Origin of the sequence: Micromonospora sp. NPDC047793 (assembly GCF_040642635.1) — a bacterium.
Classification (GTDB): domain Bacteria; phylum Actinomycetota; class Actinomycetes; order Mycobacteriales; family Micromonosporaceae; genus Micromonospora.
The window spans coordinates 210,128-235,073 of record NZ_JBEYSG010000006.1; the positions used below are offsets into that span (position 1 = coordinate 210,128).

A 24,946-nucleotide genomic window follows, 5' to 3' on the forward strand; every position below is an offset into this window, starting at 1 on the left:
GCCGGGCAGGGGTGCGCCACCGGTGCCCTCCGGCACCGGCGCGACGAGTGGAGAAGTAGGTGGGTAGGACGAAGCCGCCCGGACCCGTGGCGGGTGGGCGGCCTCGACGAACGGGCGGACGCGCGCTAGCTGCGGCGCTCCGAGCCCCGAGGCGGAAGGCGGCGGGCGCCGGTCAGCGCCGGCGATTTCCCGAGCCGACAGGGTTCACCCCGGGTCGGCCAACCGTCCTGCGGTCTGACGTCTGTCGACACGGCGTACTCCTCTCGGCTCCGGTCCGATGTGACCTGATGCCGAGAAGAGTAGGGACCACCGCCGGTGGGCCGCAAACGATATTGAGCGACGCTCAGACGCGCGCGCCTTCGCCCTGATCGCCGCCGACCCGGTCAAGGTGGTCGGCGAGTTCGTCGGTGAGCAGCAGATCGGTACGGATGTCGTCGTGCGGGTACGCGGCCCGGCCGACCATGTGCGCCGCCACCGGCGCGGTGGCCAGTTGGAAGACGCCGACCAGCACCAGGGTGGTGATGTCCACCCCGGTCCGCAGCCGCAGCGCGCAGCCGACCAGCACCAGCAGCAGCCCGAGGACCTGCGGCTTGGCCGCGGCGTGCATCCGGGTGAGCAGGTCCGGGAAGCGCACCAGCGCCACCCCGGCGGCGAGGCTGAGCAGCGCGCCGCTGATCAGGCAGACGGCGGCGACGATGTCGAAGAAGGCGTCCAGGCTCATTTGGTGTTTCTCCGCGCGGCGAATCGGGCGACGCTGACCGACCCGACAAAGCCGAGGACCGCGAGGACCACCAGCACCGGCAGTGCGGTGGCGTCGCGGCTGTAGGCGGCCTCGGCGGCGATCCCGGCGACGATGATGGCCAGCAGGACATCGGTGGCCACGGCCCGGTCGAGGATCGACGGGCCACGGATGATGCGGGTCAGGGTGAGTCCGCCCGCCACCGCGAGCAGCACGGTGACGGTCACGGCGACGACGGTCATGACGCGGCCCCTTCCAGGTCGGCCGGTGGGGTCGGATCGGGGTTCTCGCGAACGCGACGCAGCTCGTCGGCGGAGCCGATGGCCTCGATGATGCGGGCTTCGAGCGCCAGCACCTCGCGCCGGAACTGTTCCACCTCGTCGATGCTGTTCACGTTGATGACGTGGACGAACAGCGTGCCGGTGTTCCGGTCGGCCTCCAGGATCAGGCTCCCCGGCACCAGCGACAGCGCCTCGGCGGTGAGGGTGAGGTTGAGATCGGTGTTCACCCGGAGTGGCACCGCGATGATGGCGCTGCGCGGGACGTGCCCGGGGCGGAACGCCAGCCAGGCGATCTGGATGGAGGCGACCACCAGGTCACTGAGGAACCGCGCCCAGAAGCGCAGCATCCCCACCGGGTGGAGCCGACCGGCGAACGTCACCGGCGGCAGTGGGAAGACCGCGATGACGATGGCGGCCACCACCAGTCCGCTGAGGATGTTCGCCACAGTGAAGTGGCCCCAGAGGAGCACCCAGACGACGACCAGCACGGTCACCGCGATGATGCGGTTGCGGCGTCGCGCCGCCCGGGTCAGTGGCGGGTTCGGCGAGTCGGTCGGCGGGGCTGGGGTCATCTGGTCGGGGCTCACGGCGTACCCCCTGGGAAGACGGCCTCGACGTAGGGTGTCCGCCGCAGCAGGTCGTCGGCGGCGTCGGTGCTGAGGTCGAAGAGCGGACCGGCCACCACGGTCAGCGCCAGCCCGAGCGCCACCAGGGCGACGGTCGGCGCGATCATCAGACCGGGCAGCACGGCGCCGCTCTGGCCGGTGGTGTTCACCTGCGGCTGGATCGCACCCTCGGTGCGGGAGGCCCGGTCGGCGTCACCGGCGTCCGGCATGTCCGGGTGCGGTGCCCGCCAGAACGCGAGGTTCCAGACCCGGGCGACCGCGTAGAGGGTGAGCAGGCTGGTCACCAGACCGCCGGCGACCAGGATCCAGGCCAGCACGCCGCCGTCGGCGATACCCGCCTGCACCAGGCCGACCTTGCCGAGGAAACCGGAGAACGGTGGGATGCCGGCGAGATTCAACGCGGGCACGAAGAAGAGGATGGCCAACACCGGCGACAGTCGTGCCAGGCCGCCGAGGCGGTCCATGGCGGTGCTGCCGCCGCGACGTTCGACGAGGCCGGCGGCGAGGAACAGGGTCGTCTGGATGGTGATGTGGTGCACCACGTAGAAGATCGCCGCGGAGAGGCCCAGCGACGAGGTGAGCCCCACGCCGAACAGCATGTACCCGATGTGGCTGATCAGGGTGAACGACAACAACCGCTTGATGTCGGACTGCGCCACCGCACCGAGGATGCCGACCAGCATGGTCAACACCGCTACCACCAGGAGCAGGGTGGCCGTACGGCCACCGGGGAACAGCAGCGTCTCGGTCCGGATGATCGCGTACACACCGACCTTGGTCAGCAGGCCGGCGAAGACCGCGGTGACCGGGGCCGGGGCGGTCGGATAGCTGTCCGGCAGCCAGGCCGACAGCGGGAACACCGCCGCCTTGATGCCGAAGGCGAGCAGCAGCATGCCCTGCAACAGCAGGCGCATGTCGTCGGGCAGCGCGTCCAGCCGGTCCACGAGCTGGGCCAGGTTGAGCGTACCGGTCGAGGAGTACACCAGGCCGATGGCGACCAGGAAGATCACCGAGGAGAGCAGGCTGACCACGACGTACGTGGTGCCGGCCCGGATCCGGGTCTCGGTGCTGCCCAGGGTCAGCAGCACGTAGCTGGCGACCAGCAGGATCTCGAATCCGACGTAGAGGTTGAACAGGTCACCGGAGAGGAACGCGTTGCACACACCGGCGGTCAGCACGAGATAGGTCGGGTGGTAGACCGACAGCGGCGTCTCCTCGTTGCCGTCGGCCATACCCTGCCCGATGCTGTAGACCAGCACGCAGAGGGTGACCGAGGCGGAGACCACCAGCATCAGCGCGGCGAGCTGGTCGGCGACCAGCACGATGCCCATCGGGGCGACCCAGCCGCCGACCTCCACCACGAGCGGACCGTCGATGCTGGAGCGGACCAGCAGCATCGCGGCGACCGCGACGGTGGCGGTGAGCACGGTGAGGCTGACCCACCGCTGGGCACGTGGACGGCCCAGCAGCAGCAGCGTGATCGCCGCGCCGAGCAGCGGCATCACCACCGGCAGCGGAACGAGGTAGGTCATCCGGCCCTCCCCGCGTCGACCGAGGCGGTCCGGGACCGCTCCGTCTCGGTGTTCGCGTCGTCGTCGTCATCGTCGTCACCGGTGCCGGCGTCGGCATCGCCCGGACCCTCGTCGCGTTCCGCGAGATCCATGATCCGGCGGTCCTCGACGTCGTCCTGCACCTCGTCGTGCCCGTTGAGGTGCCAACTCCGGTAGGCCAGGGCGAGCAGGAAAGCGGTCATGCCCAGGGTGATGACGATGGCGGTGAGGATCATCGCCTGCGGCAACGGATCGCTCATCTCCTCCTGCGGGCTGTCGCCGACGATCGGCGCGGTGCCGGCGCGCCCGCCGGTGAGCAGCAGCATGTTGGCGCCGTTGCCGAGCAGGATGACGCCCATCAGCACCCGGGTCAGGCTGCGCTCCAGCAGCAACGTCACGCCCGCGGCGACGAGGACGCCCACCACGATGACGTAGGTGAGGTTGGGTGTCACACCAGCTCCTTCTCGCGGATCTCGGCGTCCTCGGTCTCGTGTTGGCGGTCCATCTCGGCACCCAGGCTGCGCAGGATGTCCAGCACCAGCCCGACGACGATCAGGAAGACACCGACGTCGAAGAAGGCCGAGGTGACGAAGTGGATGTGCCCCAGCACCGGCAGATAGAAGTCGAGCAGGGCGGTCTGGAGGAACTCCCCACCGAGCAGCATCGCGGCCACGCCCGTGCCGACCGCGACGAAGAGTCCGGCGCCGAGGACCGCACCGGCGTCGACCGGTGCCGCGCCGTTGAGCTCGGTACGCCCACCGGCCAGGTAGCGCACGGCCAGGGCGAGGCCGGCGACCAGACCGGCGGCGAAACCGCCGCCCGGGGCGTTGTGGCCGCTGAACAGCAGGTAGATGGAGAACAGCAGGATGGCGTGGAACAGCAGTCGGGTGACCACCTGGAGGATGACCGACTGGGAACGCGCGGTGGCGCCCGTGGTCAGCCAGCGGGGCCGGGTCGACTCGGTCGGGTCCCCACCGGGGATCTGACCGCGCCGGTCCAGGTCACGGGCATGACGGAAGATCAGGCTCGCGACGCCGGTGGCGGCCACCACGAGCACCGCGATCTCACCCATGGTGTCCCAGGCCCGGATGTCGACCAGGGTCACGTTGACCACGTTCTTGCCGCCGCCGTAGGAGACCGCCTCGTCGGGGAAGTCCACCGAGATGGGGACGGCCTGGCGGGCGCCGGTCGCGACGTACGCCATGCCGGCGGTGACGGCACCGACGGCGATGCCGAGCACGACACGTCCCCGGCGGCTGGCACGGATCGGCCGTTCCGAGAACTTCACCGGCAGACGGCGCAGCACCAGCACGAACATCACGATCGTGACGGTCTCCACCAGGAACTGGGTCAACGCCAGGTCGGGCGCACCGTGCAGGACGAACAACAGCGCGATGCCGTAGCCGGCGACACCGACCAGGATCATTGCGGTGAGCCGGCGCAGCGCGCGGGCGGCCATCACGGCGGCGACCACGACGACGGCGGCGGCAACCCCCTGCAACGGCGTGTCCCACAGGTGGAAGCGCTGCGGCCAGGGGCTCCCGGCGATCAGGGTGCCGCCGGGCAGGACGACCAGCACCACCAGGATCACGCCGAGATAGAACGGCAGCGAACCACGCTGGGTGGCACCGGTCAGCTCGACCGCCAGGCGGTCGATGCCGCTGATGGCCTTCTTGTAGACGCTGGCGCCGTCGAACGGCAGGCGCAGCGTCGCGCGTACCCGCTCCCGCCGCATCAGGTGGAACAGGCCGGCGCCGGCGGCGATGGCCAGCACCGACAGACCCAGCGCCGGGGTCAGGCCGTGCCAGAGCGCCAGGTGGTAGCCGGGCTCGGCGGAGCGGTAGAGGTCGGCGTACGGGGCGAGCAGGCGGTCCACCGCCGGGGCGAACAGGCCGGCGGTGACACCGGCGACCGCCAGCACGGCGGCCGGGGCGAGCAGCGACCAGGACACCGGCGTGGACTCGGTGTCCGGGGTGTCGGGCTTGTCGGCGAAGGCACCCCACATGAACCGCAGGGTGTACGCCACGGTCAGCACCGAACCGAGGATCACCCCGGCGAGGACGACCAGGTTCGCGGTGCCGCCGTGCAGCAGCGCCTCGACCGCCGCCTCCTTGGCCACGAACCCGGCCATCGGGGGCAGGCCGGCCATCGACGCGGCCGCGAGACCGGCGACCACGGCCAGGGCGGGTGCGCGGCGCCGGAGTCCGCTGAGTTCGCGCAGGTCACGGGTGCCGGTGATGTGGTCGACGACGCCGACGGTGAGGAACAGGGTCGCTTTGAACAGGGCGTGGGCCAGCACCATCGCCACTCCGGCCAGCGCGGTGTCCCGGGTGCCGCCACCGAGGATCACCATCAGCAGGCCGAGCTGGCTGACCGTGCCGTAGGCCAGCAGCAGTTTGAGATCGGTCTGGCGCAACGCGGCCCAGCCGCCGAAGAACATCGTGAGTAGACCGGCGACCAGGAGCACCGGGCGCCACGGTCCGGCATCGGCGACGGCCGGGCCCATCAGGGCGACCAGGAACACACCGGCTTTGACCATCGCTGCGGCGTGCAGGTATGCGCTGACCGGCGTGGGTGCCGCCATCGCGCCGGGCAGCCAGAAGCTGAACGGGAAGATCGCCGACTTGCTCAGTGCGCCCAGCAGGACCAGCACCACCGCCACCGCGAGGTAGCCGCCGCCGGGCAGGTTCTCGGCGATCTCGGACCACCGGTAGGTGCCGGCGTGCTGACCGAGCATGACGAAACCGGCGAGCATCGCCAGGCCGCCCAGCGTCGTCACCAGCAGGGCCTGCATGGCCGCCCGTCGGCTGGCCCGCTTGGCGGGGTCGTAGCCGATCAGCAGGTAGGAGAAGACGGTGGTCAGCTCCCAGAACACGTAGAGCAGCAGCAGGTCGTCGGAGACGACCAGGCCGAGCATCGCGCCGGCGAAGGCGACGAACACGGCGGCGAAGCGTCCCAGGCTCGGGTCGTCGGAGCGGAAGTAGCGGGCGCTGTACGCCAGCACCAACGCGCCCACCCCACCGACCAGGATGACCATCAGCCAGGACAGCGTGCCCATCCGTAGCGCGAGTTCCAGCCCCAACTGCGGCACCCAGGAAACGGTCTCCACCACCGGCTCACCGGAGCGGACCCCGCTCGTGTGAGTCAACGCCCACACCAGCGTCGCGCCAGGCACCAGTGCCACCAGGTAGAGGGCGTGCCGTCCCCAGGTCCGCACCAGCGCCGGGGCGATCACAGCTGTCAGCGCATGGACCGCCACCAGTACCAGCACACACCCTCCCCAGAGATCATTCGTCGGTGTGACGACCCTATCCGGTAAGGACCGCAATCCGCATCTGCCGTGATCCGGATCAAAGGTGTGTCACCCTGACAGACCGCCCCGGCTCGTGTGCGAGTTCACGTGCGGTTCACAACCCGACCCACGCGTGAAACCTGCGGCCCACCAGGAGATCCGATCACACCTTAACGGACGTTCAGTCTCGTCCCGCACGTCGGAGTCGCCCGTCATCCCGGTCGATACGAAGTTCTCGTTCCAACTCGACGATGAGAGTGCGCAGGTCGTCCAGCCGTTGGCTGATCGCGATCCGGTCCAACTCGTCGGGCACCCCGTCACCGTCCTGGTCGTAGCCGGGGGCGAGCCCCTCGGTCATCTCCAACCGCCGCGCCTCCTCCATCGAGTTGACGAAGACCGCGATGAGGATGTTGAGCAGCAGGTTGACGGTGATCACCACGAAGCTCACGTAGTAGAGCACGGTCCACGGCGAGAACTCCATGCCCTGCTCGATCAGGTCCGGCAGGGTCTCCAACGAGAGCAACACGAACAGTGTCAACAACGACCGCCCGATGTCCCCGTATTCCTCCGGGTAGACGTCCTTGAAGATCAACCATCCGGCCATGCCGTACACGTAGAGCGTCACCATCGCCAGCGCGAGAAACCCGCCGATACCGGGCAGGCTGCGCCACAACGCCGCGACGATCATGCGCAGGCCGGGCGAGAACCGCACCAGCCGCACCATCCGCAACACCCGGACGACCCGCAACAGCGCCGAGTCGCCATGCAGGCCCGGGACGAAGATCGCCGCGATCACCAGGAAGTCGAAGACGTTCCAGCCGTGCCGGAAGAAGTCCTGCGGGCGGCGACCGTAGGCCAGCAGCCGGATGGCGATCTCGATCACGAAGACCGTCCGGAAGAACCACTCGACGCCGTGCAGCGCGGTGCCCGCCGTGCCGAGATCGGGATAGGTCTCCAGACCGAGCACCACCCCGTTGGCGAGGATCACCGCGACGATGGTGACCTCGAACGACCGCGAGGCGGCGATCTCGTGGCAGGCGCGGGCGAGCCGGGATTCGGGCGGCAGCTCCACCGGCCCACCCCGCTGGACCGGCACACGCGTGACAGTCACCCGGCGACCGACCCCGACGGGAGGTCTGGGACCGGCGAGGCCGGCCACCGTGCGTCACGGCGACATCGACGTACGGCAGTCATGGCCCACAGCGTACGGGACGCCGTGGGTCGGACCGCCCGGCCTTTGCGGAGCGCGATGTCGCACCGGCGTGCCCCCACCGGTGCGACATCCCCCGTCCACTCCGGACCGGCCGTCGCCGGTCCGGGAGCTATTCCACCGGGACGCGGTCCAGGAACCCCAGCACCTGGGTCAGGCGTCCGTCGTCGTCGACGGTCGCCACGTCGAAACCGGCGATCGGCGCCTCGACCCCCTCGGGGCCGAGTTCCCAGGCGAAGCGGACCTGCTGGTGGTGGCCGTCGACCGGACCCACCGCGCGGAACGACATCCCGGGGAACCGGTCCTGCACCGCCGCGATCGTCGCGTCGACGGCGTCGCGCCCCTCCGCGACCACCAGCGGGTCGACGTAACGCCCCTCGGCGGCGAACAGGTCGTCGATCTCCCGGCGTCGCCGTGCCGGGTCGGTCTCGTTCCAGATCGCCAGGTACCGCTCGACCAGCTCGTCGAACTCGACAGCCATCCCCGTCTCCTCGTCGCCACACACACGGCCCGACTCTCGGTGCCGGGACCGATGTTTCCCGGCCGCCGCGCACGGTGTCGATTACCTCGTGGGTAATGGTTCGGGCGACCAGCCCTCACTAGGGTCGGCGAGGTGACCACTGTGACCTCGCCGAGCCGTCCGGTCGGCACGCTGCTGCGCGACTGGCGGCGGGTACGCGGGCTGAGCCAGCTCGACCTGTCGATCGAGGCGGGAGTCTCGACCCGGCACCTGAGCTTCGTGGAGACCGGCCGCTCCCGACCGAGCCGGGAGTTGCTCATGCGGCTCGGTGAGCAGCTCGACCTGCCGCTGGCCGCCCGCAACGTGATGCTGCTGGCCGGCGGGTACGCGCCCGCCTTTCCCGCGCACGACCTGGCCGACCCGGAACTGGCCCCGGTCCGCACCGCCGTCCGCCGGATCCTCGACGGGCACCACCCGTACCCGGCCGTGCTCGTCGACCGGCACTGGCACCTCCTCGAGGCCAACCCCACGATCGACCTGTTCACCGCCGACGCCCATCCCGACCTGCTCACCCCGCCGGTCAACGTGTTGCGGCTCAGCCTGCACCCCGACGGCATGGCACCGCGCATCCTCAACCTCGCGCAGTGGCGCGCCCATCTGCTCAGGCGACTACGCCACCAGGCCCAGACGACCAGCGACCCGGTGCTGACCGCGCTGCACGACGAGCTGCGCGGCTACCCCGGCGGCGAGGGACCCGCCGAGCCGGTCGGTGACCTCGCCGCACGGGTCGCCGTCCCGCTGCGTTTCCGGCACGACGACGGCGAACTCTCGTTCTTCAGCACCACGACGCTCTTCGGCACGCCGCTGGACGTGACGGTCTCCGGGCTGGCCGTGGAGGCGTTCTTCCCCGCCGACCCGGCCACCGCCGAGGCGCTGCGCGACCTCGCCCCGCTCAGTCCGCCGACGAGCGGGTGACCGGCAGGTCGAAGTAGGTGTCCGGCCAGGGCTCGTCGCGGTAGCGGAAGTGCCACCACTCCCGGTCGTAACCGACGAAACCGCCGTCGGTCATCAGGTCCCGCAACAACCGCCGGTTCGCCTGTGCGGTGGCGCCGACCGCCGTCGAGTCGGTGTGCGACAGCGGGTCGAAGCAGTCGAAGCCCGTCCCCATGTCCACGCTGCCGTCGGTGGAAAGCCGGCCGTACGGGTCGGTGCAGGCGGCCGGGGGCCGACCCGGGACGGGCCCGGACCGCTCGGGCGGCGGCTCCTCGACCAGCGTGAGGTCGACCGTGCTGCCCCGGCTGTGCGACGTGGGGGCACCGAGGTAGCCCCGGTCGAACAGCGCGGACTTGGCCACCCGGGGATAGAACTCCGCCTTGGTCTCCTGCCGCCCCGGGTCGGCGCCCCAGGCCACGAAGTCGTTCACGGCACGCTGCGGGCGGTAGCAGTCGTACACCTTGAGGCGGTGACCGGTGGCCAGGGCGGCGTCCTGCACCCGGCGCAACGCCCGCGCGGCCGCCGCGGTGAGCAGGCAGAGCGGCTCCTGGTAACCGTCGACCGGGCGACCGACGAAGTTGTGCGCGGTGGCGTAGCGGATGTCGGTGAGGATGCGTCCGTCCAGGTCGGACAGGACCACCAGGCCCGGCCGCGCCGGTGCCGACGCCGGCGGTGGCGTGCGGGACGGCTCGGGCGTCGGCGCGTTCCGCCCGCACCCGCCCAGCCCCGCGACCAGTCCCACCACGGCCGTCGGGACGACCGCCCACCGACCGAGCCGGCACCGGGCCGGACCGGTCGCCCGGTGTGTTGTCGACGCGGACCGGGCGGGTTCAGCGGGCCGGGCGGCCACGGTGGGCGGCGCGGCGGCGATGCCGGGTGACGAGCGCGCCGGCCAGCAGCGTCACGCCGACGGCGAGCACGACCAGCGAGGCCCACCGCAGCGGGGCGCCGAGCGTCCGCGGTGCGGGCTCCGCTGCGGCCCCGCCGGGCAGCGCCTGCGGCGGCACCGAGGCCGACGGTACGGCGGACGTGGCGGTGCCCGGACTCACCAGCACCCCGACCGAGGTGTCCCGGGGCAGCGCGAACCCCCAGTCGAGCAGCGCGGCACCCTGCTCCCAGCCCCGCTTGTCGACGACGTCCGCGCCGAGCAGGGTGACCACCAGTCGACGCCCGCCCCGCTCGGCCGCGCCCACGTAGGTGTGCCGGGCCAGGTCGGTGTAGCCGGTCTTGCCGCCCAGCGCACCCGGATAGTGGTAGAGCAACTGGTTGTCGTTGTCGATGGCGAAGCCCTTCGTGCCCTGCGCCGGCTGGGGCGGGATGTTCGCCTCCCGGGTGGCCGCGTACCGCCGGAACTGTTCGTCGGCGAAGCAGGCGCGGGCGATCAGCGCCAGGTCGTACGCGCTGGTGAACTGCCCCGGACCGTCCAGCCCGGACGGGGTCACCGCGTGCGTCTGGTACGCGCCGAGTGCCCGGGCCCGCTCGTTCATCGCGCGCAGCCCGCCCGCCATGCCGTCCGGCCCACCACCGGCCCGCGCCAGCGCGTTCGCCACCTCGTTGCCGGACCGCAGCAGCAGACCGAGCCAGAGCGTCTCCACCCGGTACCGGCCGCCCTCCACCAGCCCCACGGCCGAACTGCCGGGTTCGATGTCGAGGTCCCCGGCGGTGATGGTGACCATGTCGTACGGGTCGAGTCGGGGCAGCATGGTCGCGGCCAGTAGCAGCTTCTGCACGCTGGCCGGGGTGGCGTACTCGTGCGGGCCACAGCCGCCCAGCACCGCACCGGTGTCCAGGTCGGCCACCAGCCACGAGGTGGCGGCCACCTCGGGCGGCCGGGGCACCGTCGTCGGCACGACCAGTCCCTGGGTGGCCAGCCGCGCGCCGCCCACCGCCCGCTGCACCGGGTCCGGTGACGGCGTGACCGGCTGCGACGGCCCGGGAGCCGGCGGTGCCGGACGTGGACACGGCACGGGTGCCGCCACCGCCACGGTCGCCGGCAGCGGTGTGGTCATGAGCGCCGTCGCCACCGCGACGACCAGGGCTCGGACTCTCACATCCAGCGACACTATCGGGTGATTACCGACTGGTCCGGCAAATCGACCATCGCACACGCGGTCGGCGCGTCCGCCGGCCGGCGGGTGGTGCGGATCGTCGGGTCAGTCGCGGGTGCGGCCGGAGGCGCGGATCCGGCGGGCGGCGACCACCGCCAGGGCGATCGCGGCCGCGCCGACCGCCAGCGCCACGACCGTGCCCGCGCCCGGGCGGTCGTCGACGGTGGCCGAGGTCGTGGTGCTCACCGGCGGCGCCTCGGCCGGCGCGGGCAGGGCCGGCGAAGGCGGTACGGGCGTTCGTGCGGCGTCCCACTCCCCCGGCTCCACCAGCCGACCCACGCCGGCCTCCCGGGGCAGCCGGAAACCCCAGTCGAGCAGGGCGGCACCCTGCTCCCAGCCGCGCTGCGGTCGGGGCTCGGCACCGAGCAGCGTGACCACCAACCGGCGACCGTCGCGCTCGGCGGCGCCGACGTAGGTGTGCCGTGCGTAGTCGGTGAAGCCGGTCTTGCCGCCCAGCGCACCCGGATAGCGGTGCACGAGCTGGTTCTCGTTCTGGATCTGGAAACCCCTGGCGCCCAGCCCCCGCTGGGCCGGGATCCGGGTGCGTTCGGTGAGCGCGTACCGGCGGAACGTCGGGTCGGCGAAGCAGGCCCGGGCGATCAGCGCCAGGTCGTACGCGCTGGTGAACTGCCCCGGACCGTCCAACCCGGACGGCGTGACCGCGTGCGTCTGCAACGCGCCGAGGTGCCGGGCGTACTCGTTCATCGCCCGCACCCCGCCCGCCGCACCGTCCGGGCCACCGCCGAGGCGGGCCAGCGCGTTGGCCGCCTCGTTGCCGGACTGCAACAGCAGACCGAGCCAGAGCGTCTCCACCCGGTACCGGCCACCGGGCAGCAGCCCGACCGCCGACGAGCCGGGCGCGATGTCCAGGTCCTCCCGGGTCACCCTGATCACCTGCTCCGGATCGAGTCGGGGCAGCATGGTCGCGGCCAGCAGCAGTTTCTGCACGCTGGCCGGGGTGGCGTACTCGTGCGGGCCACAGCCACCGAGCACGGTGCCGGTGTCCAGATCGGCCACCAGCCACGAGGTCGCGGTCACCCTCGGCGGGGCCGGTACGCCCGGCGGCACGACGAGTCCCGAGGTCGCCAGCGGCTCCCCGCCGACCACCCGGTGCTCCGGGTCCGAGGGTGGCGGGGTCGGCCGGGGCGAGCGGGTCACCTTCGGCGCGACGGCCTTCGGGCAGGGCACCGCAGCAGTCGGCGTGGCGGCCGGCGCAGCAGGCGGCGGCGACACGGCGGCGACACGGTCGGTGATCGCAGCCGCACCGGCAGTCGCGGGGATCGCCACGATCGCGAGGACGACGACGGCGACGGAGAAGGCCCGGACGCTCATGAAGACGCAGACTAACGGCACGATCGGCGGCCGCACCCGATCGGTCGGACCGCCGACTCGACGCGAGGGTGCGGATCTTCCACACGCACCGGTTGAACCGATCCCGCGCGCCCCCCGTATCCACAGCCGAACACACCACAACGTTCGGACCTGCGGCGGGAGCGCTCCCGAAGCGCGTCCGACGGTCACCCCGGGACAGGCTCCGGCATGCGGAACGGCCGCCGCTGTCGAGGCTCCCGGGCTTCCCACGGCGCTTCAGCCGGCGGCCGCCGACGCGGTCGGCCCGCCCGGCGGTCATTCATGAGGAGAGAATCATGGTCAGGCGTACCCAGAAGCAGCGGAAGCAAGCCGCCCTGAAAGTCGGCGGCGTCGGCATCCTCGCGGTCGCGCTGCTCGGCGCGGGCTTGACGCTGGCCTCCGCCGACGACAGCGCCGGGGCGGCGCAGACGGCGAACTGCCCGACGGTCCGGGACAAGCTCTCCGGCGTACCCGCCGCCGCCGTCGCCGGCGTCGAGCAGGAACTGGCCAACCTCGACAAGCAGATCGAGGAGGCCAACGCCCGCCTCGCCGCCCAGGCCGCCAACCCCCAGGGTGGCGCCAACTTCGTTCAGCTCGCCATCCTCGGCCCACTGGCCAGCAAGCGCACCGCCGCCCTCGACCGCATCGGCATCAACATCAACCGGGCCGGTGGCCAGCGCCCCGACCTGGCCAGCCTCGCGAACTGCGGACTGAACGCCGCAGGCACCCCCAGCGCCGTCAACGGCGGCGCGGGCAACGGCAACATCGGTGCCGGGAACGCGAACAACGGCGGCAACACCGGCAATGCCGGAGCCGGAGCGGCGCAGACGGCGAACTGCCCGACCGTCCGGGACAAGCTCTCCGGCGTACCCGCCGCCGCCGTCGCCGGCGTCGAGCAGGAACTGGCCAACCTCGACAAGCAGATCGAGGAGGCCAACGCCCGCCTCGCCGCCCAGGCCGCCAACCCCCAGGGCGGCGCCAACTTCATCCAGAACGCCATCCTCGGCCCACTGGCCAGCAAGCGCACCGCCGCCCTCGACCGCATCGGCATCAACATCAACCGGGCCGGTGGCCAGCGCCCGAACCTCGCCAGCCTCGCCACCTGCGGACTGAACACCCCGGGTACCCCCAGCGCGGTCAACGGCAACAGCGGCAACGCGGGTAACGGGAACGCCGGGAACAACGGCAACGCCGGTAACGGCAACGCGGGCAACAACGGCAACGCCGGGGCCGGCGTGGCGCAGCGGGTGAACTGCCCGAGTGTCGCCGACCGCCTGCCGGCCGTACCCGCTCAGGCCGCCGCCGAGGTGCAGCGCGAGCTGGCCAACCTGGAAAACCAGATCGCGGACGCCAACGCCCGTCTCGCCCAGCTCGCGGTACGCCCGGAGGGTGGAGCGAACTTCGTGCAGAACACGGTCGTCGGCCCGCTGAAGGACCGGCGTGTCGCCGCCCTGAACCGGATCGCCACCGCGATCGGCCGGGTCGACGGCAACCGGCCCGCCGAGCTGGTCAACCTGGCACCCTGCTCGGTCAGCTGACCTGACGGAACGCTACGGATGGTGGGCGATGGCTGTAGCCATCGCCCACCATCTCTTTTTGCGGCATCTCTCACAACTGGTTGACCCCTCAGTCACCAAGCGACTACAAAACGTTACAGAGCGGGGCCGGATCCGCCGGCCGCGGTCGGAGGGGTGACCGTGGGTCTGATCTCGTACGACGACGCCGAGGCGGCCGCGTTCGCCGCCACCCGCGAGCTGGCACCCGCCGGCCTGACCCACTGGCGACACGCCGTCCGGGAGCACCTGCGACCACACCCCGGGTCGACGCTGCTGGACCTCGGCGCCGGTACGGGAGCCTGGGCCACCACCTTCGCCGGCTGGTACGGAGTACGTGTGCTGGCGGTGGAGCCGGCCCCGGCGATGCGTGACCGGTGCCCGCACCGGCCGATGCTCGCCGGTGAGGCGACCGCGCTCCCGCTGGCCGCGTCCAGTGTGGATGGTGCCTGGCTCTCGACGATGCTGCACCACGTACCCGATCTCGACGCCGTGGCCCGGCAGTTGCGCCGGGTGCTGCGTCCGGGCGCTCCGGTGCTGATCCGCTCCCCCTTCCCGGGACGGCACCAGCTCGTCGCCCTCTTCGAGTGGTTCCCGGAGGCGATCCGGGTGCTCGACCAGTTCCCCAGCCTGTCCCGGGTGCGCTCCGCGTTCGCCGCGGCGGGGTTCCCGGTGAGCAGCGTCGAGCCGGTCGCCCAGACCGTGGCCACCTCGCTGGCCGAGTACGCCGACCGGATCGACCGCCGCGCGCACACCCCCCTGCACCTGATCACCGAATCCGAGTTCCGGGCCGGCATGGCCCGGCTACGCCAGGCGGTCCGGGGCAGTGCCCCGGCACCGGTGGTCGACCACCTCGACCTGCTGGTGCTGCGCTGATCCGACCGGAGCGCGGATCAGCACAGGCCGAGGTGCCGCAGGTAGTCGTGCAGCGCGGCGGATCCGGCCAACCGACGCAGGCTGCGTCGGTGCAGGTCCTGTTCCCGCCGGGCGAGTTCCGCGCGGACCCGCAGCGGGCTGCCGGTGCTCCTCAGCTCGTCCAGCACCGCCGTGATGATCTCGAACGGGTAGGCACCCCGGCGCAGCAGCGCCACCACCTGGGCCGCACGCAGCTCGGCCTCGTCGTAGCGCCGGTAGCCGGTGCCCGGCTCGCGGCCCGGCCGGAGCAGACCACGCGCCTCCCAGGCCCGTAGCTGCGAGGTGCGGACACCCACCAGGTCGGCGACCGCGCCGACCCGGGCGGCCCGGCGGGGCACCGGGACCGGCGGGGCGGAGGCGCTCACCACCGTCTCGAAGGCGCCGAGCACCCGACGGATCTCGGCACGTTCCCGGTCCAGTTCGGCGTGCCCGGCGTCCAGCGCGGCCAGCACCGTCGGCAGGTCACCCACGTGCGCCGCCGCCATGATCTGGCGGGTACGCGCCCAGCCGTGCCCGTCCGCGACCGTCCGCGCCACGGTCAGCGCCCGCTGGTGCGCCGCAGTGAAGATCCGGTAGCCGCTCGGTGTGCGCTCCACCGGCGGCAGCACCCCGAGATCGACGTAGTTGCGCACCTGCTGCACGGAGATGCCGACCGCCGCGGCGAGGTCGACCGCGCGCAGTCGCCCGGTCGTCCGTCGTCCCGCCACCGGTTCACCCTAGCGCCTCACGGTTGTTTGAGACTTTGCGGCACCTTTCGCCGCTCGAAGGCGCTCAACGTCGACGAAAGTCTCCACGGGAAGGTCCATGAGACACTTGAACCTGGCCAGGCCATCCCAGCTCTTTCTTTCCGGGGCGGGAGTCCGTCCACGATCTCGCGAAGGGTTCGCATGCAGCAGCCAGCACGGTCCGCCGCCGACAGTCACGACGTGATCGAGGTACGCGGAGCACGGGAGAACAACCTCGACTCCGTCTCGGTCGACATCCCGAAGCGTCGCCTGACCGTCTTCACCGGCGTCTCCGGATCCGGTAAGTCGTCGCTGGTCTTCGGCACCATCGCCGCCGAGTCGCAACGAATGATCAACGAGACCTACAGCGCGTTCCTCCAGTCGTTCATGCCCAACCTCTCCCGGCCGGACGTGGACTCGCTGCGCAACCTCACCCCGGCGATCGTGGTCGACCAGGAGCGGATGGGCGCCAACTCCCGCTCCACCGTCGGCACCGCCACCGACGCGTACGCGATGCTGCGCATCGTGTTCAGCCGGCTCGGCACCCCGCAGGTCGGTGGAGCCGGAGCGTTCAGCTTCAACCTCGCCGAGGGCATGTGCCCCGCCTGTGAGGGCCTGGGCCGCGTCTCCGACCTCGACGTCAACGAACTCGTGGACGTGGAGAAGTCCCTCAACGACGGCGCGGTCACCGTGCCGAACTTCGCGGTCGACACCTGGTACTGGCAGACCATCGTCGGCTCCGGTCTCTTCGACCCGGACGTCAAGCTCCAGGACTTCACCCCGCAGCAGTGGGAGGACCTGCTCCGCAAACCGGCCACGAAGATCAAGGTGGGCGGCACGAACCTCACGTACGAGGGTCTGATCGTCAAGGTGCGCCGGCTCTACCTGGCCAAGGACCGGGAGTCGATGCAGCCGCACATCCGCGCCTTCGTCGACCGGGCGGTCACCTTCACCACCTGTACCGACTGCGACGGCACCCGGCTCAACGCCGCCGCGCTCTCCTCCCGCATCGCCGGACGCAACATCGCCGAGTGCGCCGCCATGCAGATCAGCGACCTCGCCGCGTTCGTCCGGGGCATCGAGGACTCCTCGGTCGCCCCGTTGACCGGGAACCTGCGGGAACTGCTGGACTCGCTGGTCGAGATCGGTCTGGGCTACCTCAGCCTCGACCGCGAGTCGGCCACCCTCTCCGGCGGTGAGGCGCAACGGGTCAAGATGGTCCGGCACCTCGGGTCCAGCCTCTCCGACATCACGTACGTCTTCGACGAACCCACCGTCGGCCTGCACCCGCACGACATCGCCCGGATGAACGACCTGCTGCTGCGACTCCGGAACAAGGGCAACACGGTCCTCGTCGTCGAGCACAAGCCGGAGACCATCGCGATCGCCGATCACGTGATCGACCTCGGTCCCGGTGCGGGCACCGGCGGCGGCCGGATCTGCTACACCGGCGACGTGGCCGGGCTGCGCCGCTCCGACACCCGCACCGGCCGGCACCTCGACCACCGGGTACGCCTGCGCGAACAGGTCCGTACCCCCAGCGGACAGCTGGCCATCCGCCACGCCGACCTGCACAACCTGCGCGACGTCAGCGTGGACGTCCCGCTCGGCGTGCTGACCGTCGTGACCGGGGTGGCCGGCTCGGGCAAGAGTTCCCTGGTGCACGGCTCGCTGCACCGCCGCGACGGGGTGGTCGTGGTCGACCAGGCACCGATCCGGGGCTCGCGGCGCAGCAACCCGGCCACGTACACCGGCCTGCTCGACCCGGTCCGCACCGCGTTCGCCAAGGCCAACGGGGTGAAGGCGGCGCTGTTCAGTGCCAACTCCGAGGGCGCCTGCCCGACCTGCAAGGGCATCGGGCTGGTCTACACCGACCTGGCGATGATGGCCGGCGTCGCCTCGGTCTGCGAACGGTGCGAGGGTCGGCGCTTCACCGACGAGGTGCTGACCTACCGACTGCGCGGTCGCACCATCAGCGAGGTGCTCGGCATGTCGGTCAGCGAGGCGCAGGACTTCTTCCCCGGCGGTGCCGCCCGGGTGGTCCTGGACCGGCTCGCCGACGTGGGGCTGAGCTACCTCACGCTGGGCCAGCCGCTGACCACCCTCTCCGGCGGCGAACGGCAGCGGCTCAAGCTGGCCATCCACATGGCCGAGAAGGCCGGCACGTACGTGTTGGACGAGCCGACCACGGGCCTGCACCTGGCCGACGTGGACCAGTTGCTGGCGCTGCTCGACCGGCTGGTGGACGCCGGCAACACGGTCATCGTCATCGAGCACCACCAGGCGGTGATGGCGCACGCGGACTGGCTGATCGACCTGGGGCCGGGCGCCGGTCACGACGGCGGACGGGTCGTGTTCACCGGCACCCCCGCCGACCTGGTCGCACACGGCGACACCCTCACCGCCCGGCACCTGCGCGAGTACGTGGCCCGCTGACGGACGTGCCCCGCCCGGCACCGTCGCATCGCGCGGGTGTCGGGCGGGGCACCCCGATCAGTGTCGTCGGCGGGGTGTCAGGTCAGGCGACGCAGCCAGCGACGTTGCCAGGGAGTCTCGACCGCGCGGGGCCGGTAGGCCGCCCGGACCCAGTCCACCGCCTGCTCGGCGGGCAACCCGTCGAGGATCGCCAACGCGGCCAACGCGGTGCCGGTCCGACCCGTACCACCCCGGCAGGCCACCTCCACCCGCTCGCCCGCGTATCCCCGGCGCAACGCCTCCCGCAGGGCCTCCAGGGCGTCGGCGCGGTCCACCGGTATCCAGAAGTCGGGCCAGCGCACCCGACGGTGCGCCCATGCGGGCGTCGGGCCGGGAGCCAGCAGCAGGCTGAAGTCGGCCGGGGTGGCCGGGTCGGCGATGCGTCGCCCCCGCACCCGTACGCCGCCGGGCAGCGTGACCACCCCGGTCTGCGCGGCCCAGTCCTGCGGCTCGGCGCTCACCACCGGTGTCCCGACTGGTCCGGACGCCCCTGGTCCGGCACGGGCCGGTCGTCAGCCCAGGTGCGCTGGTCGGTCCCGGGCCGGTCGTCTGCCCACCCGGGGTGCTGGTCCGCCATGGGCCGATTATCTCCCCAGGCGTGGTGCTGGTCCATCACCGGCTGGTTCTCGGCCCACCCACGCTGCTCTGCCACCGGCCGGTCCCCCCAGACACTGTGCTGGTCCGCCGCAGGCCGGTTGTCGGCCCACCCACGCTGGTCCGCCACGGGCCCGTCGTCCGGCCGGACGCGCTGGTCGGTCACGGGCCGGTCGTCAGCCCAGGCGCTGCGGTAGATGGTGCCCCGTCCCTCCGGGTCGGGGGTCCCGGTCGGCGCGGTCTCGGCCACCGCGGACGCGGTGTCGTTGGCGCGGAGCCCGCCGGTCCGCCGGGAGCGCCGCAACCGGGTGACCACGAACCACACCAGCCCGGCGAGGCAGGCCACGATGACCACTTTCTGGAGGATGCCGGCGTACCCCTCGACCAGGTGCCAGTTGTCGCCGAGCAGGTAACCGGCCATCACGAACGTGGTGTTCCAGATCAGGCTGCCGAGCGTGGTGTAGAGCGTGAAGGTGAGCAGCGGCATCCGTTCCACGCCCGCCGGAATGGAGATCATGCTGCGGAAGATCGGGATCATGCGGCCGAAGAAGACGGCCTTGACGCCGTGCCGGAGGAACCACTCCTCGGTCCGGTCGACGTCGCTGAGCTTGACCAGCGGCAGCTTGGCCGCGATCGCCCGGGTCCGCTCCCGCCCCAGCGCCGCACCGATCCAGTAGAGCGCCAGGGCACCGACCACCGAGCCGAGCGTGGTCCAGAAGATCGCCGCGACCAGGCTCATCCGGCCCTGTGCGGCGGCGAAGCCGGCGAGCGGCAGGATCACTTCGCTGGGGATGGGCGGGAAGAGGTTCTCCAACGCCACGGCCAGCCCCGCCCCCGGGGCACCGAGTCGCTCCATCAGATCGGTGACCAGGCCGACCAGGCCGTCCTCGGGTGGTGCGGACTGGCCGACGACGTCGGCGGCAGACGGAGCGTGCGGGGCATGAATCATGGCCCACACGCTACGAACTCACGCGGGGAATCGCACAATCACCCGTCGATCCAGGACCGAGCGACCTCGGAGAGCGATCGGCACCAGGGCCGCCTCGTCCCCCACGCCCTGTCACCGGTCGCTCTAAGCTACTCGGCATGAGTGGCACTCCAGCGCGCAGCCCGCTGCGGATCGCCGTCGCCCAGCCGCCGTGCGTGGCCTATGACGTCGAGGCGAACGTGTCGGCACACGCCGCGCTGGTCCGGGCCGCGGCCTCCCGGGTGGTGGTCTTCCCCGAACTCTCGCTGACCGGGTACGAACTGGACGCGCCGGCGCTCGACCCGACCGACCCACGGCTGACACCGCTCGTCGAGGCGTGCACCCAGACGGGGACGCTGGCGCTGGCCGGCGCGCCGGTGGCCGGTGAGCACATCGCCACCCTCGCGGTGGACCACACCGGCGCGCGTGTGGCGTACCGGAAGATGTCGCTCGGCACGGTGGAGGCCCGGCGGTTCGCGCCCGGCCCGGAGCCGGTCGTGCTGACCGTCGACGGCTGGCGGCTGGGCCTGGCGATCTGCAAGGACACCGGCGTGCCGGAACACGCCGCCCGGACCTGCGCCTTCGGCGTCGACGTCTACGTCGCGTCGGTCGTCGACCACGCGGCCGACACGGCGGTCCAGGACGAGCGGGCGCTACGGATCTCCACCACGCACCGGGTGGTGGTCGCGACGGCGAGCTTCGCCGGCTCGACCGGCGGTGGCTTTGTGGAGACCGCCGGGCGCTCGGCGATCTGGGCGTCCGACGGCGCGGTGCTGGCCCGCGCGGGCACGACGCCGGGCGAGTTCGCCCGGGTCACGCTCACCTGAGGCCGGTCAGTCGTCGTCCTCGTCGTCGAGTGAGTCCTCGACCTGGTCGAGCAGCCGCTCCAGGCGGTCGGCGAAGTCGGCCGGGACGCGGCCGCGTTCCACCTCGTCGTCGAGGCGGTCACGCACCTTCTCGATACGCTTCTCGCGGTCCTTGGGCTTACCGGTGGCGAGTTCGGCCAGGTCCTTGCGTAGCCGGTCGGCGACCTTGCGGTCGATGTCGCCGGTGAACTGCCCCTCGACGAGCAGCGCGATGAGTTCGCCCGCGGTCTGCCGCAGGTTGACCGGCTCGGGTCGGCTGGTCGACGGCGTGGGGCTGGGTCGTGGGGCGGCAGACGTCGGCGGGGGCGCGGAGGTCGGCGGCGGCGCGGCCGGAGCGGTGCTGGGCGTTGCCGCCGGCACTCCGTCGCCGCCGCCACTCAGGGCGACCGCCGTACCGACGCCGACCACCAGGGCCAGACCGGTCGCGACGACCGCCCCGACCGGGCGTCGGGGACGCCGTGGGCGGCCGGGAAGGCCCCGGACCGGACTGTCCGGCGTGGACCGGGCGCCGGAGGGCGGTCGGGCCGTCGCCGACCAGGTGCCGGTCCGGTCGACGAGCGTCGACGGGTGTGCGTCGGCCGCCGTGCGGGCCCCGGTGGACGGGTCCACCGGGGCGGTGGCCTTGACGATCGGCAGCACGGTCGTGGCCGACGAGGGCGCACCGCTCGCGCCGGCGGCGAACCGCGCCGCCAGTTGGCCCGCCGTGGGGCGGCGCCCCGGATCGGGATCGAGGCAGGCCAGCATCAGGTCGGCCAGCTCGGCCGGCAGGCCGGGTACGCGCGGCGGCGGCACCGGACGGCGGTTGGCGTGCACCACCAGGGCGTCCTCCCAGCTGTGCACGGGCAGCGGGGGTTCACCGGTGACGGTGCGGTAGAGCAGCGCGCCGAGGGCGTACACGTCGCTGGCCGGGTCCGGGGCCCCGGACCCGAAGCGTTCCGGCGCGGTGTACGCGGGCGTACCCATCATCGGCTCGCCGGTCGGGCCGGGACCGGGGTGCGGTGGCCCGGCCGGCGCGGCGATGCCGAAGTCGAGCACCTTGGCGCCGGTCTCGGTGAGCATCACGTTGCCCGGCTTGATGTCGCGGTGCACCACGCCGATGCGGTGCGCGGCGGCCAGGGCGGCGGCCACCTGCGCGGCCGTGCGCAGCGCCGACGGCCAGGGCAGCGGGCCGTCGGCGAGCCGGTCGGCGAGGTTCTGCCCGTCGACGAGTTCCATGACCAGGAACGGCACCACCGTGCCACCGGCGAGGGCGGCCTCGCCGTAGTCGTAGACCTGGGTGACGTGCGGGTGGGTCAGGCGTGCCGCGGCGCGGGCCTCACGCCGGAGGACGGCCCGCAGGTCCGGGTCGACGGCGAACGAACCGGCGAGGACCTTCACGGCGACGGGACGGCCGAGGATCTCGTCGTCGGCCCACCAGACCTCGGACATCCCGCCCAGGCCGATCCGGTCGCGCAGCACGTAGCGGTCGTGCAACCGCAGGCTGGAGGTGAAGGCTGACATCGGTCTCAGTCTGCCTGGTGCACCGCCCCGCACACCACCCGAGCGGCCTGGTCGGCAACGGTCCGGGGATCGCGGACCCGCCTCGCCGCTCCCGCCCCGTCGCCGGCCGCTCCTACCGGACGCAGTTCGTCGGACTGGGCAACGCGGGCGGTTGGATCTGGTCGGCGAGCCGGCGCAGCGCCGTGGCGGCGCGGCGACGACCGGCGGCGAAACGCGCGGTGCGGGGCGGATCGGGACGGATCGGCGCGTCCGGCCGGGCGGAGTTGACGTGGCGGGTGACCGCATCGATGGCGAACACGAAGCCGGTCGGCTGTTCCATGGTTCAGCTCCTCGGGGCAGGTCCGGAACTGGTCCGGACGACCAGCGTGGTGGGCAGCAGGATCTGACGCGCACGGGCGTCCCCGGGCGGGTCGAGGAGCAGTTCGGCGGCGGTGCGGCCCTTCTGCTCGGCGGGTTGGCGCACCGTGGTCAGGCCAGCCGTGGCGGCCTCGGCGATGTCGTCGAAGCCGGTGACGGAGACCTGTCGCCCCCGCCCGCCCTGCTCGCGCAGCGCGTCGAGCGCGCCGAGGGCGAGCACGTCGGAGGCGGCCAGCACCGCAGTGGGTGGTTCGGCCAGGGCGGCCAGCGCGCGGGCGGCGGTGGCCCCGGCGTCCCGGGTGTTGTCCTGGGCGGTGAGCACAGTCAGGTCGGTCCAGGGCACGTCGGCGGTCGCGAAGGCGTCGGCGAAGCCGGCGAGTCGGTCGCGGGTGGTGGGGTGCGGCACGTCGGCCACGTCGGCGACGCGTAGCAGACCGGTGTCGGCGCGCGGCAGGACGTCGTGGCCGAGCAGCGCGACCCGTCGGTGGCCGAGGTCGACCAGGTGTGCGGCGACCGAGCGAGCGGCGGCCCGCTCGTCGATGCCGACCCACCGGTCGTCCGCGCGGGGCCGCGACGAGGTGGTGACGAAGGGAAGTCCGCGACCACGGATGGTGTCGAGAATGCCTTCCTCGCCTCCGGCGCAGTAGACGCAGAACCCGTCGGCGGCGGCGTTCTCCACCGCCCGCCGGGCACCGGCCGGGTCCGGCGGCAACGGCACCAGCAACAGGCTGCTGTCGTGACGTTCGGCCGCCTCGGCGACGCCGGTGACGAACCGGACCGCGAAGGGATCGGTGAACGCGTACGACAGCCGCGAGGTGAACAGCACGCCGATGGCGCCGACGAAGCCCCGGCGCAACGATCGTGCGGTCGGGTCGGGCCCGGGATAGCCCATCTGCCGGGCGGCTTCCAGGATGCGTGCCCGCAACTCGGTGGAGAGCTGGTCGGGACGGCTGTAGGCGTTGGAGACGGTGCTGCGCGAGACACCGACCGCCTCGGCGACGGCCCGCAGGGTCGGTTTCATGCGCCACCCCGTTCTGGATCGATTCAGTAACTGGATCGATCCAGAGATTAGCCAGCAGTTCGTCAGGTGTCAATCCACGCCGCCCCGGCGCGGATCGGTCAGCCGGGGTCGAGGTCGGCGATCATCCGTTCCAGGATCTCCGCCGTACGCTCCGGCGGCTCGGCCTCGACACAGAGCCGCTCCATCGCCACCGCGTAGAAATCGAGGTCCTCGCGCTTGTCCAGATAGATCGCGCTGGTCAACTGCTCGATGTAGACGATGTCCGGCAGGTCCTGGTCGCCGAAGCGCAGGATGGTGAACGCGCCACCGGCGGCGGCGTGCCCACCGGCGGCGAACGGGATGACCTGCACCCGGACGTTCGGCGTCCGGGTGGCCTTGAGCAGGGCCTCCAACTGGCCCCGCATCACCTGCGGGCCACCGATCGGACGGCGCAGCGCCGCCTCGTCGACCACCGCCCAGAGCCGGGGCGGCTTGGCCCGGTGCAGCACCTCCTGCCGACGCATCCGCAGGTCCACCCGGCGGTCGATCTCCGCCGGCGAGGCCTGGCCGTGCCCGAGCAGCACCACGGCGCGGGCGTACTCGCGCGTCTGCAACAGGCCCGGCACGAACTGCACCTCGTAGCTGCGGATCAGCGCCGCCGCCGCCTCCAGGCCCAGGTACGACTGGAACCACGACGGCAGCACGTCGCCGTAGCGGTGCCACCAGCCCGGGTTGTTGGCGCCCCGGGCCAGCTTGAGCAGCGCGCCGCGCTCCTGTTCGGCGGTGACGCCGTAGAGCGTGAGCAGGTCGGCGACGTCGCGTTCCTTGAACCCGACCCGACCCAGCTCCATCCGACTGATCTTCGATTCGGAGGAGCGGATCTCCCAGCCGGCCTTCTCCCGGGTGACCCCGCGCGACTCACGCAACCGCCGCAGTTGGGCACCCAGCAGCATCCGCAGCACGGTGGGGCCCGCCGCCGGACCCTCCTCCGCGGAAACCATGGTCACCTGCCGCCCTCCGCACGCCGTCGTCGTCGATCGAACCGACGGACCGGTCCGACCGACGTGTAAGCATGCCATGAACCATCAGTGAGATGAACCTCCGTCCCGCGCGCGGCGAATCCCAGCCGTGGGATGGACGGTCAGTCGATCAGATGGTCGAAATCCCCGTCCCGGGCGCCGAGCAGGAACGCGGCGATCTCGTCCACGGTGTAGATCAGCGCCGGCCCCTCCGGGTGGCGGGAGTTGCGCATGGCGATCCCCGCCCCCTCGGGCAGTTCCGCCAGCTCGACGCAGTTTCCACTGGGATTGCTGCGCTGGCTCTTCTGCCAGACGAGGGGAGGCAACTGGGCGACGGGAACGCCGTTCGGGGGCTGCTGCATGGTG

Annotated in this window: 23 protein-coding genes and 1 pseudogene; 5 read left to right on the forward strand and 19 right to left on the reverse strand. The window is 72.1% G+C overall.

Going from position 1 to position 24,946, the window contains the following annotated elements:
- Positions 1-343: 343 nt before the first annotated feature.
- The 8 genes from mnhG to ABZ738_RS15475 all read right to left on the reverse strand — a co-directional run bounded on the left by mnhG (position 344) and on the right by ABZ738_RS15475 (position 8,179).
- Positions 344-721, reverse strand: coding sequence for a monovalent cation/H(+) antiporter subunit G (gene mnhG / locus ABZ738_RS15440; protein WP_131053584.1), 378 nt, complete (start codon positions 719-721; stop codon positions 344-346).
- Positions 718-981 carry a monovalent cation/H+ antiporter complex subunit F gene (locus tag ABZ738_RS15445; protein WP_131053583.1) on the reverse strand — a complete coding sequence of 88 codons (264 nt, stop codon included), beginning with the start codon at positions 979-981 and terminating at the stop codon, positions 718-720. Before ABZ738_RS15445 ends, mnhG begins: the two co-directional genes overlap by 4 nt.
- Entirely contained in the window at positions 978-1,592 is a 615-nt protein-coding gene (locus ABZ738_RS15450) for a Na+/H+ antiporter subunit E (protein ID WP_131053582.1), read from the reverse strand. Before ABZ738_RS15450 ends, ABZ738_RS15445 begins: the two co-directional genes overlap by 4 nt.
- 11 nt (positions 1,593-1,603) lie before the next feature.
- Positions 1,604-3,178, reverse strand: a complete 1,575-nt coding sequence (locus ABZ738_RS15455; RefSeq protein WP_131053581.1) for a Na+/H+ antiporter subunit D — start codon at positions 3,176-3,178, stop codon at positions 1,604-1,606.
- On the reverse strand, positions 3,175-3,648 hold the full coding sequence (locus ABZ738_RS15460) for a Na(+)/H(+) antiporter subunit C (protein WP_131053580.1): 474 nt from the start codon (positions 3,646-3,648) through the stop codon (positions 3,175-3,177). The genes ABZ738_RS15455 and ABZ738_RS15460 overlap by 4 nt, the downstream gene beginning before the upstream one ends.
- A complete protein-coding gene (locus ABZ738_RS15465) occupies positions 3,645-6,467 on the reverse strand; it encodes a Na+/H+ antiporter subunit A (RefSeq protein ID WP_131053579.1) in 2,823 nt (940 codons plus the stop codon). Before ABZ738_RS15465 ends, ABZ738_RS15460 begins: the two co-directional genes overlap by 4 nt.
- Positions 6,468-6,669: 202 nt before the next feature.
- A complete protein-coding gene (locus tag ABZ738_RS15470) occupies positions 6,670-7,599 on the reverse strand; it encodes an ion transporter (protein WP_236145764.1) in 930 nt (309 codons plus the stop codon).
- Between the two features lie 211 nt (positions 7,600-7,810).
- On the reverse strand, positions 7,811-8,179 hold the full coding sequence (locus tag ABZ738_RS15475; protein ID WP_131053578.1) for a nuclear transport factor 2 family protein: 369 nt from the start codon (positions 8,177-8,179) through the stop codon (positions 7,811-7,813).
- A 132-nt stretch (positions 8,180-8,311) separates the two neighbouring features.
- Here ABZ738_RS15475 and ABZ738_RS15480 point away from each other — a divergent pair, with 132 nt between their 5' ends.
- Complete coding sequence (locus tag ABZ738_RS15480) at positions 8,312-9,133, forward strand: helix-turn-helix transcriptional regulator (protein ID WP_131053577.1); 822 nt, start codon at positions 8,312-8,314, stop codon at positions 9,131-9,133.
- On the opposite strand, the gene ABZ738_RS15485 is transcribed toward ABZ738_RS15480, so the two are convergent.
- The 3 genes from ABZ738_RS15485 to ABZ738_RS15495 form a co-directional block, all read right to left on the reverse strand.
- On the reverse strand, positions 9,111-9,893 hold the full coding sequence (locus ABZ738_RS15485; protein ID WP_357213689.1) for a M15 family metallopeptidase: 783 nt from the start codon (positions 9,891-9,893) through the stop codon (positions 9,111-9,113). The genes ABZ738_RS15480 and ABZ738_RS15485 overlap by 23 nt on opposite strands.
- An 88-nt stretch (positions 9,894-9,981) precedes the next feature.
- Positions 9,982-11,160 (reverse strand): serine hydrolase, encoded by a 1,179-nt coding sequence (locus tag ABZ738_RS15490; protein ID WP_176095833.1) that lies wholly within the window; start codon positions 11,158-11,160, stop codon positions 9,982-9,984.
- 144 nt (positions 11,161-11,304) lie between these two features.
- Positions 11,305-12,591 carry a serine hydrolase gene (locus ABZ738_RS15495; protein ID WP_357213692.1) on the reverse strand — a complete coding sequence of 429 codons (1,287 nt, stop codon included), beginning with the start codon at positions 12,589-12,591 and terminating at the stop codon, positions 11,305-11,307.
- 314 nt (positions 12,592-12,905) lie between these two features.
- Here ABZ738_RS15495 and ABZ738_RS15500 point away from each other — a divergent pair, with 314 nt between their 5' ends.
- Entirely contained in the window at positions 12,906-14,147 is a 1,242-nt protein-coding gene (locus tag ABZ738_RS15500; RefSeq protein WP_357213695.1) for a hypothetical protein, read from the forward strand.
- A 159-nt stretch (positions 14,148-14,306) separates the two neighbouring features.
- Positions 14,307-15,038 (forward strand): methyltransferase domain-containing protein, encoded by a 732-nt coding sequence (locus ABZ738_RS15505; protein WP_131054941.1) that lies wholly within the window; start codon positions 14,307-14,309, stop codon positions 15,036-15,038.
- A 17-nt stretch (positions 15,039-15,055) separates the two neighbouring features.
- On the opposite strand, the gene ABZ738_RS15510 is transcribed toward ABZ738_RS15505, so the two are convergent.
- Positions 15,056-15,784: a MerR family DNA-binding transcriptional regulator gene (locus ABZ738_RS15510; RefSeq protein ID WP_131054942.1), complete on the reverse strand. Its 729-nt coding sequence runs from the start codon at positions 15,782-15,784 to the stop codon at positions 15,056-15,058.
- A 180-nt stretch (positions 15,785-15,964) separates the two neighbouring features.
- Here ABZ738_RS15510 and ABZ738_RS15515 point away from each other — a divergent pair, with 180 nt between their 5' ends.
- On the forward strand, positions 15,965-18,238 hold the full coding sequence (locus ABZ738_RS15515) for an excinuclease ABC subunit UvrA (protein ID WP_131054943.1): 2,274 nt from the start codon (positions 15,965-15,967) through the stop codon (positions 18,236-18,238).
- A gap of 77 nt (positions 18,239-18,315) precedes the next feature.
- Here the strand turns inward: ABZ738_RS15515 and ABZ738_RS15520 are convergent, their stop codons facing one another.
- Both ABZ738_RS15520 and ABZ738_RS15525 read right to left on the reverse strand, forming a co-directional pair.
- Positions 18,316-18,738 (reverse strand): protein-tyrosine phosphatase family protein, encoded by a 423-nt coding sequence (locus ABZ738_RS15520; RefSeq protein WP_131054944.1) that lies wholly within the window; start codon positions 18,736-18,738, stop codon positions 18,316-18,318.
- 305 nt (positions 18,739-19,043) lie between these two features.
- Positions 19,044-19,820, reverse strand: a pseudogene (locus tag ABZ738_RS15525) (DedA family protein); the annotation flags it as partial.
- A gap of 137 nt (positions 19,821-19,957) precedes the next feature.
- On the opposite strand from ABZ738_RS15525, the gene ABZ738_RS15530 reads away from it, so the two are divergent.
- Positions 19,958-20,665 (forward strand): carbon-nitrogen hydrolase family protein, encoded by a 708-nt coding sequence (locus tag ABZ738_RS15530; RefSeq protein WP_131054945.1) that lies wholly within the window; start codon positions 19,958-19,960, stop codon positions 20,663-20,665.
- 6 nt (positions 20,666-20,671) lie between these two features.
- Here ABZ738_RS15530 and ABZ738_RS15535 read toward each other — a convergent pair whose 3' ends face one another.
- The 5 genes from ABZ738_RS15535 to ABZ738_RS15555 form a co-directional block, all read right to left on the reverse strand.
- On the reverse strand, positions 20,672-22,204 hold the full coding sequence (locus ABZ738_RS15535) for a serine/threonine-protein kinase (protein ID WP_357213702.1): 1,533 nt from the start codon (positions 22,202-22,204) through the stop codon (positions 20,672-20,674).
- Between the two features lie 112 nt (positions 22,205-22,316).
- Positions 22,317-22,523, reverse strand: coding sequence for a hypothetical protein (locus ABZ738_RS15540; RefSeq protein ID WP_176094062.1), 207 nt, complete (start codon positions 22,521-22,523; stop codon positions 22,317-22,319).
- 3 nt (positions 22,524-22,526) lie between these two features.
- Positions 22,527-23,582 carry a LacI family DNA-binding transcriptional regulator gene (locus ABZ738_RS15545; protein ID WP_131055946.1) on the reverse strand — a complete coding sequence of 352 codons (1,056 nt, stop codon included), beginning with the start codon at positions 23,580-23,582 and terminating at the stop codon, positions 22,527-22,529.
- Between the two features lie 98 nt (positions 23,583-23,680).
- The gene (locus tag ABZ738_RS15550) at positions 23,681-24,568 is read right to left on the reverse strand and encodes a helix-turn-helix transcriptional regulator (protein ID WP_357213705.1); all 888 of its coding nucleotides are present in this window, start codon (positions 24,566-24,568) and stop codon (positions 23,681-23,683) included.
- A gap of 134 nt (positions 24,569-24,702) precedes the next feature.
- Entirely contained in the window at positions 24,703-24,942 is a 240-nt protein-coding gene (locus ABZ738_RS15555) for a DUF397 domain-containing protein (RefSeq protein WP_357213708.1), read from the reverse strand.
- Between the last annotated feature and the right edge of the window lie 4 nt (positions 24,943-24,946).

Bases quoted from the DNA above. Each gene is read 5' to 3' on its own strand.
- ABZ738_RS15545 (WP_131055946.1), bottom strand. From the start codon at position 23,582: ATGAAACCGACCCTGCGGGCCGTCGCCGAGGCGGTCGGTGTCTCGCGC.
- ABZ738_RS15475 (WP_131053578.1), bottom strand. From the start codon at position 8,179: ATGGCTGTCGAGTTCGACGAGCTGGTCGAGCGGTACCTGGCGATCTGG.
- ABZ738_RS15530 (WP_131054945.1), top strand. From the start codon at position 19,958: ATGAGTGGCACTCCAGCGCGCAGCCCGCTGCGGATCGCCGTCGCCCAG.
- ABZ738_RS15450 (WP_131053582.1), bottom strand. From the start codon at position 1,592: ATGACCCCAGCCCCGCCGACCGACTCGCCGAACCCGCCACTGACCCGG.
- ABZ738_RS15555 (WP_357213708.1), bottom strand. From the start codon at position 24,942: ATGCAGCAGCCCCCGAACGGCGTTCCCGTCGCCCAGTTGCCTCCCCTC.
- ABZ738_RS15535 (WP_357213702.1), bottom strand. From the start codon at position 22,204: ATGTCAGCCTTCACCTCCAGCCTGCGGTTGCACGACCGCTACGTGCTG.
- ABZ738_RS15445 (WP_131053583.1), bottom strand. From the start codon at position 981: ATGACCGTCGTCGCCGTGACCGTCACCGTGCTGCTCGCGGTGGCGGGC.
- mnhG (WP_131053584.1), bottom strand. From the start codon at position 721: ATGAGCCTGGACGCCTTCTTCGACATCGTCGCCGCCGTCTGCCTGATC.
- ABZ738_RS15490 (WP_176095833.1), bottom strand. From the start codon at position 11,160: ATGACCACACCGCTGCCGGCGACCGTGGCGGTGGCGGCACCCGTGCCG.
- ABZ738_RS15455 (WP_131053581.1), bottom strand. From the start codon at position 3,178: ATGACCTACCTCGTTCCGCTGCCGGTGGTGATGCCGCTGCTCGGCGCG.
- ABZ738_RS15515 (WP_131054943.1), top strand. From the start codon at position 15,965: ATGCAGCAGCCAGCACGGTCCGCCGCCGACAGTCACGACGTGATCGAG.
- ABZ738_RS15540 (WP_176094062.1), bottom strand. From the start codon at position 22,523: ATGGAACAGCCGACCGGCTTCGTGTTCGCCATCGATGCGGTCACCCGC.
- ABZ738_RS15495 (WP_357213692.1), bottom strand. From the start codon at position 12,591: ATGAGCGTCCGGGCCTTCTCCGTCGCCGTCGTCGTCCTCGCGATCGTG.
- ABZ738_RS15500 (WP_357213695.1), top strand. From the start codon at position 12,906: ATGGTCAGGCGTACCCAGAAGCAGCGGAAGCAAGCCGCCCTGAAAGTC.